This window comes from Sinanaerobacter sp. ZZT-01 (assembly GCF_035621135.1).
Lineage (GTDB): Bacteria > Bacillota > Clostridia > Peptostreptococcales > Anaerovoracaceae > IOR16.
On record NZ_CP141728.1, the window covers coordinates 341,812 to 354,373 of the forward strand.

The window sequence follows — 12,562 nt, forward strand, 5'->3', positions numbered from 1 at the left end:
TGATTTGTTGTTTTACTTCTCTGGTACTCTGAGTACATCGCCGGGGAGGATGAGAGAAAACCGGCTCTTGTTGTTCAGTCGTTCCAGCTCGCTCATGGGGCAGCCCAGCTTGCGGGATATGCTCCAGAAGCTATCGCCCTTTTGCACGGTGTAGGTGGTGTACCGCAAATTCTTCGGCACATCCGCTGTCACGCCGTACTGATCAAAGGTATAGGTCACCCCGTCGATGTCTTGCTTGCCGGTGAGGGGCTTGCCATCCTTGAAGTACATCCATTTGCCAGAATCGTTCATGGACCAGCCCTGCGCCGTGTCGCTGGAAATTGCCAGTTCCACAAAGCGGCGCAGTACAGCAGACACCTCGGCTCTTGTGGCTGTACTCTGCGGGTCAAAGAGATTGCCGCTTTTGCCGCTGATTACGCCTGCCATTTGCATCTGCTTCACGGCTTCCTTGGCGTAGGTGCTGATTTTAGCGTTATCTGTAAAGATATTTTCGATATGAACCTTCGGCAGAGTATAACCGATGGTCTTGGCATAGTTGCTCATAATGACCGCCATCTGCTCACGGGTGATGGACTGATCCGGGGCAAACTTGTTGTTGCCGGTGCCGTTTACAATGTTGTTTTTGCTTGCCCACTCAATGTAGCCCATATAGTAGGCGTCGCCTTTCACATCGGTGAAGCTGCTCTTTGTGTAGCCGCTCACATCGGCGTTTGCAAGCCTCCCCAGCGCCGTAACGAACATTCCCCTTGTCATAGTGGTGTTCGGGCTGAACTTGGTTTCAGAAGTGCCGCTGAACAATCCACGGCTTACCACTAACTCAATATCTCCCTTTGCCCAATGACCTGCAATGTCCGTAAATGCGGTGTTAGTCTGTTTATAGCCGATGCCATAGGTGGAAAAATGATCGGTGCTGAAACGCAGTACCTTTTCCACACTGTCATAGACTGAGTTTGTGAGCCAGTGTACCTTGCCCTTGGCGTCCACATAGACCGCCTGCACATTCCCGGCCTTTTCATTTGCGCCGAGGGTATATGGGATGGTTACCGATACGCTGCCTGCGCCGAAGCTGCTAACTTCCTTGCCGTTGCCGTAGTTCACCTTGAGGTCGAATACCGGGCGGCTACCGATGGCTTTTTTCGCATCACCGGTCAGCTTGCTACTGTCCCCACGGGTGGCGGTGATATTTACATCAGATTTTGCCTGCTTATTGATTTCCTGTACGGTCGCCAAATCCATACCGACTCTGATGTCGGGGTTGTCTACCACCACAATGGTGTTGACGATTTTCTTTGCAATGATGGTATCCTGCACGGCCTTTGGCAGATTGACCGTAACATTGGAGCCGGTTTTGTTGCCAGTATCCACACGGAGAACCACCGTGATGCCATTTTGCTCCGTGTCGTTTTTCTTGGCCTCAGCCAATGCCTTGTTAAAAGCGTCAGTCACAGTTTTGTCAGTGAGGCTCACTGTGACATTGCCCTTGCCGTCCACTATGCCGGGAACCTTGATTTCTCCCTGAGTGGGTGAATTCGGCTTATCCGGTGCGGGTGGGGTGACGATGACAAGGCTGCTGTTGTCGTTTGAGGAGCTTCCGCCGCCACCTCCAGAGCCACCGCCGCCGGTGTAAGTCCAATGAGCATAGTAGGTCACATTTGCACTGACGGTTGTGCCTACGGAGATTTGAGTTCCGCCGCTTGCCGCCGTATACCAGCCGTCAAAGCTGTAACTGCCAGAACGTGTCGGTGTCGGGAGCGTTCCTACCGCTGTGCCGGATGCAACTGAGCGTGATGTTTCACTGACCGTGCCGCCGTTCGGGTTGAAGGTGACGGTGTAGTCTGGAACCGCCGTTACCGTTAAGATACCCTTTGTATAGGTGATGGTATAGCTTGCGGCGTTTGCCACCACTCCACCTGAGATGGTAATGTCAAAGGTACCGATGGCAGTTCCGTCTGCTGTGGTAGACATGGTTGGCGCAGTTGTCACGGTATCACCGTTTACTAAGCCTGTGGCTGTGTAAGTGAAGGTCGGCAACGCATCGCCTTTGGTCATACTCGTGTCCTCGGCTTTTAGGGTAAGCGCTTTTTTAGAAACGGTCACAGTATAGCTTGCCGTTGCCTGTGCATGGCTACTTGTTTCCGCAGCGGTAGCGGTAATGGTGGCGCTTCCGTCACCCACGGAAACAATGGTCACCTCGCCGGTGGTGGCATTGACAGTCGCCACGGAAGTATCATCACTTTCATAGGTGATTGCACCGTTTACCGCCGTTTGGGTTAAAGTGTTTACGAACTTTGCGTCACCATAAGTTTTGGCAACGGTGGCATTTGCATAAGAAATTGCCTGCGGTATCTTTGCCGTATAGGTAACGGTTACAACAATGCTATAATCATTGTAATTGGTTGCGCCAGTCACAGGAATCGTCATCGTGCCGGTTTGTCCTGCTGTGCTTGCGGGTGCGGTATAGGTCAATGTGTTGCCCGCAACGCTCATATTTGTCATCGTAATTGCGCCGCCTGAGGTCGGACTTCCGTAGCTTGCGCCTATCGGCAGGGCGGGAAGCGTTACGGTCGCCCCTGTTTGCCCGCTTACCAAAACGCTTGCCAACACGGTTGTTGTGCCTGTATAGACAACTTTATTGATGGTGTAGTTGCCGAGCTCTAGCCCCGTAGCTGCGTTATATTCTGCACTTCCGGCAATATTCACTTTGACGGTATAAGTTCCCGCATTGATAGGTGCTGAAGTGCTGATGCCGCTGCCGCTGTCATATAGGACGGTGATTGTGCCCAAATTCTTGCCGTATGCTGCCGTTACGGATACCGGTTTTGCGGTGCCATCATAGTCCACAGCGGTTAGGCTGTAGACCAAATCACTCTTAGTCGGTGTTTCCTTGGCATACGCCGCCGCCTCGATTTTTAACGGGGCGCTGATATTACCCGCCAAATCAAACACGACCACATAAATATCCTTCGCCCCCACCGTCAGCGTAACGGCTTTACCCGTCACTGTTCCGCTTACGAAACCGAGAAAACCACCACCCCATGCTACCTCCGCGTTCGTTGGAGCGGACGCGCCGCTGTTCACAACAAGGTAATACGCCGTACCCGCCTTGTCGGTGGTAAAGCCGATTGTAGCCGCCGTGTCGCTTGTGCGGTTTACGCTCCCCGCCGAAAGCACAGGCGGTACATACGCCGCCGCCGGTATTTTTAACGGGGTGCTGATATTATTCGCCGAATCCTCCACGACCACATAAATATCTTTCGCTCCCGCCGTCAACGTAACGGCTTTGCCCGCCACTGCTCCGCTTACGGAACCGAGAGAAGTACCCGCTTTTACCGCCATGCTCGTTGGAGCGGACGCGCCGCTGTTCACAACAAGGTAATACGCTGTACCCGCCTTGTCGGTGGTAAAGCCGATTGTAGCCGCTGTGTCGCTTGCACGTTGTACATTTCCCGCCGAAAGCACAGGCGGCGCGACATACGCCGCCGCCGGGATTTTTAGCGTGGTGCTGATGTTACCCGCCGAATCCTCCACGACCACATAAATATCTTTCGCCCCCGCCGTCAGAGTAACGTCTTTGCCCGTCACAATTCCGCTTACGGAACCGAGAGAAGTACCCGCTTTTACCGCCATGCTCGTTGGAGCGGACGCGCCGCTGTTCACAACAAGGTAATACGCTGTACCCGCCTTGTCGGTGGTAAAGCCGATTGTACCCGCCGTGTCGTTTGTGCGGTTTACGTTTCCTGCCGAAAGCACAGGCGATATGACGTCAAGTCCAAACTTTAAGTATTTGTAGGTTGCGATATTCGCCGCGTTGTAGGCGACCGAACCGCTCCCATCGTAATTCGTGCTTGCCCCGCCCTGCACTCCGCTGTCCAACGTCGGCGCAGATGTCATTGCTCTGCTGGAGCCTTGGATAATAATGGTTGTTCCATTTTGAATCGTTGCGTTGACGTGGTCAATCGCAATACCGCCAGTCCACGTCGCGCTCACCGTTCCGCCCGATATATTCAATTGGCCGGCGGAACCGGTTTCACCACAAATCGCTTTCCCATTCACCCCTGTCGCGCTCACTGTTCCACCGGAAATATTTACGGTTCCGTTTTGGCTGTATATAGCATAATTGGCAAACCCAATCCCAATCACCGTTCCGCCGGTAATATTTAAGGTTTTATTACCGCCGACCCAAATCGCAACACTTTCAGTACTCCCTGCCGTTCGCACCGTGCCGCCGGAAAGGTTCACGGTGCCGGTACCTTTGGCATAAATCGTCCCCATTGCGTTGCTGGTCACCATTCCGCCGCTTTGGCTGTCGGTAATGGTCAGCGTACCGCTGCCCAAATATTCAATGGCAGAAACAGAACCGCCGGCAAGCGTTCTGCCGTTTAGGTCAATGGTGATGTTATAGTTACAAGTGCCGGGAATAGTGAGTTTTCCAGCCGTATCGATGTAACTGTCGGAAAGTTTCAAATCCAAATCGCCTATCGCACCGGTTATGGCAGACTGGAGAGCTGTGCGGTCGGCAACTTCCGTAAGCACAGGCGGTGTGGAGGCAGACTCCACCTTGATATATTTGTAGGTTGCGAGATTCGCCGCATTATACGCAACCGCACTGCCTCCGTTCTTATTGGTGCTTGCAGTAACCGTGCAGTTCGCATAGTCCGAAGTCGTCAAGGTTCCATCCAGTGCCTTTGCATCACTTTTGACTGTCACCGTGCCGCTCGTGACGGCTACCGCGCCGGATATGCCTACCTGAGTTCCGACAGCATTAACCACGCCCTCGGAGACTGTGACGGGGCCTTCTGCTGCGTTTGTGTGCAATCCTGTTTTTCCGACTGCAGTTACCTCGCCATCGTTAATCGTGAAACCGTTGGTTGCTATCATTCCATAAGAAATAGGTGCATCGGTGCTCGCTGACGCTTCTACTCCTTCATTGGAAATCGTTATATCGCCATTGGAGGCTATGGCGATGGAGGTCTGGGTTGCTACTGCGCTGGCAGCCGTAACCCTTCCGCCTTCAATTGTGATACTTCCTGCACTGTATATGCCGGCGCTAAACTTTCCTGTGCCGCCGCTGACATACAGACTGCCGCTGCCGGAAAGGTTCAGCGTGCCACCGGTATAGATACCGATGCTGGCGCTACCGGTCTGGTTTTGTCCCAGGACGGTGTTGCTTCCCACCATCTCAATCTTCAGAGCAGTATCGGCGTAAATGCCGTAATAGGCGGTAGTACTACCGTCAATCCATGTCTCATTATGCGCTGCGTTGATGGTCGCATTGTCAAGAGTAAGTGTGCTTGTGTCAGGGTCATAGGTGATGGTTGCGCCCTCATAATTCGCTGCGTCTAGCACATCGTCCTTGTTGGTGTCGGTCACCTGCACGCCGCCCACCCATATATTGTAGGTTGTGGCAGACAGGGGGCTTGCCATCCCCCGCGCCGCCGCAATTGGCAGCGTTTCGTCCACCGTCACGGTAAGCTCCGGTAGCGGGGCAGAGACCGTGTAACCCTCTATCACCGGCGTAAAGACATAAACACCCTCGGTGTTTGGGTCGTAAAAAGGCGAATCCCATGTCACCGGAATATTCACAGTGGTTTCTTCCCATTCAGGCTCAGCAGCCGTTGTAGGAGTTGCCGTTTCCGGGCTGCCGGAATCCTGTGTGGGATTTTCAGCGGCAGGCACAGCTGTCCGCACTGTGGCGGCCAGCGTTTCGGGCAATTCCAAATTCTCGCTGGATGTGCCCAGTGATACTGTTTTTTCTGTTTCTGAAAGCGGTGCAAAGCTGATAATTTCTCCGCTCCCGCCAATGGTCGTATGTATTTCTTCCGCCATTGCCGATACCGGCAGCATGGTCACAATCATGCACAGCGCAAGAAACATACTTAATAGTCGTTTGTTCATAAGGTCTGTCCCTCCTTGATCTCTAAACTTGTTTTTCCTTGTTCCAAAAGTTTTTCCAGCATCCCGATTTCTTCCTCAGTGGCGGGGCGAATATGGGGCTTCTCGCAGGAGGGGCATTCCGCTACCGCTCCTGCCCGACAGAATAAAAAGCCGCAGTCCTCGCAGGCGTAAGTCATGTCATGCCCCCCTTTCCGCATAGACACAGCGATTTTCTTCAAATCCCAAGGAGATGCTTTTTCTTTGCCTCAAACTCCTGCTGGGAAATCACGCCGTCCTCCATGAGCACCTTGTATTTTTTGATTTCTTCGATGGCATCGGCAGGCGGGGCAATGTTGGTATGTAACGCCCCCATTCCCATCATACCGGGGCCAATAGACTGCTCGGCTGCGCCGGGGAAGGCCACCGTCCTAAGTGCCGCCGCCAACTTTTCAATTTCTTCTATGCTTTGCTGATAGGAGCGGAGGTAGTTGTTCACATCCGGGAGGGTGTTGTTAAACCGAGGGCCGTCCATATCACATTTGAGCACCGTCCAGTAGGGGTGGTCAAAATGCAGCTCCATGTGAAACGCCTGAAAGGGTTCGGGAATATCAAAATACGGTACCGAAGCGGAGTTGTTTACCTTGCCGTCGTCCAACCGGTCAAGGGTTCGTGCCATCCGCTTGCTCGCCGCAAACTGTGCGATTTGCGGTGCCATCGACATAGCCCGCTCGGTTACGGTGCTGGCGTAGCGGCGGATACCCGCTGCCGATCCCTCAAACAGAGGGGTGTTGTCCTCTTTGATGGTAAAGGATTTTAGCTGTTTGCCTTCAAACACGGTCTTGTCCGGCTGTTTGCTCATGCAAAACCACTTGTTCTGGTAATCAAAGATGATTTTGGTATCCCAAAGGCCAAAGTCTATCTGTTCCGAAATCACAAACTGATCTTTTAGCAGCTTGTTTTGGTCGTAAAACATCAAATATTCCTTGAAGTCCTGCATGGTCAAATTCAGTTCTTTCTCGGTCTGTATATCAAGTTTGCCGTGACAGGTATCACAAATATATTCACCCTCGATTTTCGTTGGCAGAAACCATGAAATCTTGCCGCCGCAGATGGGGCAAGGGGGTTTTTTAGAAAATAAGCCCATATGTATTTCCTCCGTATATGTAGTAAGTGATTATCTCGTTCCGCCGCCCGAACCGCCGCCGATGGAGCCGCCGCCCCCTCCAAGGGAAGCAAATCCACCGCCTCCGCCGCTTCGCTTTTCCTGTATGCGCCGTTCCTCGGCTTTCTTCATATTGGTGTAAAGTAGGTAGTGGTAGGAATAGGCGGTTGCCATGCTCCCACTGTAATCGGTCAGCTCGGCAGAAATTTGCGGGTATAGTGCTTTCATCTGCTCCGCCACCTGATCGGCGATGCCAAACAGCATGGCATAGGTCAGCAGTTCCCGCCAAATCGGCATTTCCTTGACACCTCTTTCGGCAATCAATGAAAAATCCGTCAAATACCGTTTCAGCCCCATCAGCTCGCCCAGCTCCTGCTCCCCGGCAGGGGTCAGGTCGGTGAGCTTGGCAGGCATATCCCACCGTTTCAGGCAGTGCTTTTGGTTCAAATAGGTTCTGCCCGCGCTGTCGCATTTCTGTATGTAGGTACGCAGTAGCTTGTCGTTTTGACTTGCAAGGCGTTCCAGCTCCCTTGGCTGCAAAATGGAGTCCAAACCGGCCGCGCCCTCCAACACCGTATAAAGGTACTCGTCATATTCGTTCATACTGCTATGATTGCTGCCCACCAGCCGCAGGCTCACTGTTTCGCGGGTTTGTCCCATAAATCCGATTTCCTGTGTTTCCACCGGGGACAGGCAGCCAAGCTCTATCAGCCGCAGCATCCCTGTGGAGAGAATGGCACCATCCTCACACACATCAAACAGCCGTCCCAGCGCATAGGTGGCGCTCAGATTGCCGCCGTTGGGAATATCCCTGAAATACCCGAACCGTTCTGTAAACTGTTTCCGTTTTTTCTCTGCACGTTTCTTTTTCATCCTGAAAAACCAAATCATCAGGCCGATGGGAAGTCCGACGGATAAAAGCATCGTGACAATCGCTTCAAATGTGGATACTTCTTCGCCGGTATCATCGTAATCGCTGCCTGAAAAGGCAGTTTCTTTTACTTCCTCAAAGCTGCCCTGCTCTTGCCGTGAGGGGGACAGGATTCCTTTCTCCAGAGAAAACAGTACCGTCACATGGTTTTCGGGAGCAATAGGGCTTTCCGTGTAGGCCAGAATAGCGCCGTCTAAAAATTCCACCTGTCCGTCATAGCCAAACCCCCATATGTCGGCGGTTTCATCGGTGATGGGTGTGCCGTCCGCCAGCCGGATTTCAACCTTCACATCGGTGGGAGTGGTGTTCATCCCATCGTTTACAAATCGGAAGTTTACGCCGTCCCTGTCGCTGTAACCGCCCACCGCATTGTCCAGCTTATATTCAATCACATAGCGGTTTTGTCCATATCGGCTGATGCCAAAGCAGATTTCATACCCGCTGTCCGTATCATGGATGCCGCATTTTCTCGCCTTTTCTTCAAAGCTCCAGTCAATATTCCAATCCGAAACCGTCTCATAACTCCCGTTTTGGTCGGAGACTGTAAGCTGGCTGGCGGTCAGATAGTCGGGTGCGTTCATGGGAATGTAGCTTTCGGTTCCCTCGTTAAAATCTCCCTCCCACACCTGTGTCACATACATGGAGCCGTCCTCGTAAATGACCACCTGAATATCCATGGTATTGACCTGATTTGCTGCAAAAGCCGGGAGAGGGAGGGCAAATAATAAGGCAAAGCATAGAATCAGTCCGCTTACTTTTTTGCGCATCGGGCACCTCATTTCATGCTGGGCATATCCGCCTTATCAGCCTGCTCCACAAGATATTCTCTTTGCCCGAAACCCAGCATCCCGGCAATGGCAGAGACCGGGAACATTCGGATTTCACGGTTCAGCTTTGTTACACTGTCGTTGTAGATCAGACGGCTGGTGCGCACCATATTTTCAAAGGTCTGCACCGCGTCCATGGTTTTGATGTAATTTTGATTGGCTTTCAGGTCGGGATACTGCTCCGTTACCATGGCAATCCTGCCAAGGGCTTCAGAAATAACCCCTTCCTGACGCATCACATCATCCGGCGTGGATTTTGCCGTGATGACGCTTCTTCTGGATTTGATTGTCTCAATCAACGTTTCGCTTTCGTGCTTGGCGTAGCCCTTTGTCAAATCCAAAAGGGCCGTCAGCGCATCAAAACGACTGGAAAGCTGCACCCCGATTTGGCTCATGGCATTGCTGATATTCTCATCCAGCACCACCAGTCTGCGCTGGGTGGATATGATCCATAGAACAATGACCGCAGCAATTACGGCGATTGTGATGAAAGTTGGCAGCATAGTCATTTCCTCCTTTTTTGCAAAAGCGGATGCGGGTGTTCCGCATCCGCTTTTGTCATGAGATTATTTTTTTATGTTTTAGCAATTTGATAAAACGCAGTGATTAGTTGCTGTAGGGCTCGCTGTACTTGGCGACTAAGTTGGGCATTTCGTCCAGCATAGTCTGATACTGTTCTATAACGGCGTCAATATCCTCTGTGCTGGTGTCTCCGTATCCGTCAAGCTCTCCAAGTCCAACCCTTGCAGAGTCCATAATGGCATATACAGCGTTCAGCTCCTGCACCGCCAGCTCGTCCTGATCCCAGCCGTTTGCCGTGACCGCTGCCGCCGCCTCTTCGTACAATGGGCCCATCTTCGCCATAATGTCTACAATTGCCGCTGCCTGCTCGGGGGTTACGTTGTCTTTCCGTTCCGCAGCGGCGGGGGTGGATGCAGGCGTGGATGTAGGGGACTCGGCATTGCCGCCGCAGGCTGCAAGGCTCAGCGCCATTGCAAGTGCCATGATAAGTACCAGTAACTTTTTCATTTCTAAATCCTCCGTTTTCTGTTGGGTTGTATAGGGCAAAGTCCCATGCGTTCACTCTATCAAAACCCTGCCACAGAAAACCGTCTGCTGCATGAAACATGATTTTTTCGACATGAAACATGATTTTGGGGGTTGGTTTGTAAAGTGTAGGCGGTGCAATTAGTCCTCGGTGTAGGGCGACACGTCAGGCTCAATCCACGCTTTGCCGTCGCGCCAGTCCACATCGAAGTCAAACAGCTTTGCGATGTCCCGCAGCTTGATATAGTTGTTGCCGCCGATGGTGTAGGCGGTCAGCCCCGTCACCGCCGCACCGGTGTCACCCCATACAAAGGCTGTGGTACTCAGTGTAGCATTTTTACTGTCTTTGCCGATTGCGGCAAGCTCGCCGCTCGTCTTGGTGTATGCCGCATGGTTATACAGCTTTGCCTTGCCATCCTCAAAACGCACATCAAAGCGTGTTTTCAGGAGCGCGCCCACATCCCGCAGCTTGACGTAGTTGTTGCCGCCGATGCTGTAAGCGGGCAGCGCGACTTCCGCACCGTTTAACATAAACTTGGTGTTGGTGGGTGTTGCCGTAACGGTGTTGGTGGGTGTCGGCGCCGGAGCGGGGGTCTGTCCGGATGCTCTCCCAGAGGACGTTAGGTTCCTCGGCACGGCCGAAATGAGCGATTCCACCCTATCTAAAAGGCCACTCCATTCACCTAACCTCAAATGTTCTGCTGCCGCCCAATGGATGGTTTTGTATTGGAGAGCCGCTGCCTGCTCCCATGTTATTTTGGCGTTTGCACTTGTGTCGCCGCTGATGGCAAAGCTCTTGATGGTGTCCTTGGTGAAAGCGGAAAATTTAGGACTGTTCCTGCTTTTGTTATAGTCCATGAGCTTAATTAAGTAAGAGGTAAACTCCCCGTAGGTGGGATTCGCACTCCAATTCATATTTTTATCAGTAAAGACACCCCAAGCGTAACAAAGCACAATACTGCCCCTGAATTCCTCAGCTTGCCCCCCTTCTTTGCGCAAACTCTCATGCAAATCTTTCGGACCTTCTGCAGGGTAATGGTATCCTAAAATACTGAACGCATCCCAGAAGAACCCCGCCATTTCAGCATTGCTGATGGGTATGCTCCAGTCCTCAAAAGTTATATCGGTATAGTTGGCGATGTATTCGGACAGGACAACCCCCGCTCCGTCTGGATATCCTTTTTCCGCAGGACGGACCATCATTTTAGGATTCTCGGAGGGACGCATAGCAACATTGTTGCCGAAGGATATCTGCCATAGATAAGGGTTACCTACAGCCGCTACCCGCGTGCCGCCCGCATTCACTTTTGTCAGTCTAGCAGCCCACATATAATACTCTCGGCCTTCATGCTTCACCTTCGCCCAGTCGCCCTTGATCTCGGTAACTTCAAGAATGGTGCCTGATGGAAACTCCCCGACAATGTCGCCATCCGGCTTTGCACGGTAGACCGGGTTCGTCCCGACTTTATACATCGCTCTGTTATCTGTTTCGCCCGCAATTCCCAAATATCGCCCATCCGCCATTTTTATGGTTATCTCAGTCCAGTCACGGTCTACAACGCGCTTTTTCTCAACATAAAATTTCGTGGCCCTTCCCCCTGTGCGTAAGAATGCCTTGCCTGCGGAGTCGATATTGATAAAAGTGTCGTTCCCACCGGCGTACATCAGACCGCCACCGCCACCGCCAATGGGGCCCAGACGGATGCTGTACCAACCGTTGTCCATCGCATCATACAGTTTATAAGTAGTATCATTTGGCATAGGTGCAGCCTGCGTGGGAGGAACATATGTGCCGGTTGATGTAACTGTATATTTCCCCACGATTTGGCTCGTTTTTTCGCCCGGAGCCGTCCACCGCAGGGTAATCTCCTGCTTTCCCGCAGTGTATGCGAATACCGTACCTTGTTCTAACGTCGCGTTTCCGGAATTTCTGAAACTGATTTCGCTTGAGATGTCCTTTTTCCCGCCGCCTATTGTAACCTCCGCTTTAATCCCGGTTCGGTCAAATCCCTCGCCAACCGTATATTCGGTCTTTGCGGGGTAAGACAGTATGGTCACAGCTTCCGCCGCAAACGCCGTTGTCGGCAGTAGGGTAAGCACCATACACAGAGTGAGCAGTATGCCCATAAATTGCTTTTTCATAGTTTTCCTCCTTTTTGATTGAACGAAATAACATTTATTTCTCCACGTTCAATCTATCAGAAATCTCTTTGCAAAACTGTCCGCTGCATGAAACATGATTTTTTCGACATGAAACATGATTTTGGAGGAAATCACGCTCCTGTCTTTTTTACTTTTAGATGTGGAGCAACACAACATCACACAAAAATCGACGAGTTCACACGAATTTTATCTTGTATTTGTCATAATTTGATGATATACTGTAATCCATTATTTGTATAAATGATTTTCGACTTTTAGAGGGACGTGAGGCGTGTTATGGGTGTCAGTTATAACAAATTATTCAAACTGATGATCGACAAAAAAATAAGAAAAGGCGAACTGTGCAGGGCGGCGGGTATTAGCAGCGGTTCGCTGCTGAAAATATCGAAGGATGAAAACATATACGTGGATATTTTGGTTCGGATTTGCGGTGTTTTGGACTGCGATTTCGGCGACATCATGGAGTATGTTCCTGATGAAAATTCCGTTATAAAATCTGAACCCGGTAATCGGCAGCGACCCGATTTGCAGGAGGGAGAGCCTGCGAGAGTTTCCGAA

The 12,562-nt window shown here is 51.7% G+C and carries 7 protein-coding genes and 1 pseudogene; 1 reads left to right on the forward strand and 7 read right to left on the reverse strand.

Annotated features, from left to right (window positions below; all coding sequences use genetic code 11):
* Positions 1-12: 12 nt before the first annotated feature.
* The 7 genes from U5921_RS01720 to U5921_RS01750 all read right to left on the reverse strand — a co-directional run bounded on the left by U5921_RS01720 (position 13) and on the right by U5921_RS01750 (position 11,983).
* The gene (locus U5921_RS01720; RefSeq protein WP_324824812.1) at positions 13-5,895 is read right to left on the reverse strand and encodes an S-layer homology domain-containing protein; all 5,883 of its coding nucleotides are present in this window, start codon (positions 5,893-5,895) and stop codon (positions 13-15) included.
* On the reverse strand, positions 5,892-6,071 hold the full coding sequence (locus U5921_RS01725) for a hypothetical protein (RefSeq protein ID WP_324824813.1): 180 nt from the start codon (positions 6,069-6,071) through the stop codon (positions 5,892-5,894). Before U5921_RS01725 ends, U5921_RS01720 begins: the two co-directional genes overlap by 4 nt.
* Before the next feature lie 38 nt (positions 6,072-6,109).
* Positions 6,110-7,018: a DUF4428 domain-containing protein gene (locus tag U5921_RS01730; RefSeq protein ID WP_324824814.1), complete on the reverse strand. Its 909-nt coding sequence runs from the start codon at positions 7,016-7,018 to the stop codon at positions 6,110-6,112.
* Positions 7,019-7,048: 30 nt separating this feature from the next.
* Positions 7,049-8,734, reverse strand: coding sequence for a DUF2207 family protein (locus U5921_RS01735; RefSeq protein WP_324824815.1), 1,686 nt, complete (start codon positions 8,732-8,734; stop codon positions 7,049-7,051).
* Between the two features lie 8 nt (positions 8,735-8,742).
* Entirely contained in the window at positions 8,743-9,297 is a 555-nt protein-coding gene (locus tag U5921_RS01740) for a LemA family protein (RefSeq protein WP_324824816.1), read from the reverse strand.
* 103 nt (positions 9,298-9,400) lie between these two features.
* Positions 9,401-9,823 (reverse strand): hypothetical protein, encoded by a 423-nt coding sequence (locus U5921_RS01745; protein WP_324824817.1) that lies wholly within the window; start codon positions 9,821-9,823, stop codon positions 9,401-9,403.
* Between the two features lie 159 nt (positions 9,824-9,982).
* Positions 9,983-11,983: a hypothetical protein gene (locus U5921_RS01750; protein ID WP_324824818.1), complete on the reverse strand. Its 2,001-nt coding sequence runs from the start codon at positions 11,981-11,983 to the stop codon at positions 9,983-9,985.
* Between the two features lie 297 nt (positions 11,984-12,280).
* Between U5921_RS01750 and U5921_RS01755 the strand changes: the two are divergent.
* Positions 12,281-12,481 (forward strand): annotated as a pseudogene (locus U5921_RS01755) (helix-turn-helix domain-containing protein); the annotation flags it as partial.
* Positions 12,482-12,562 lie beyond the last annotated feature (81 nt).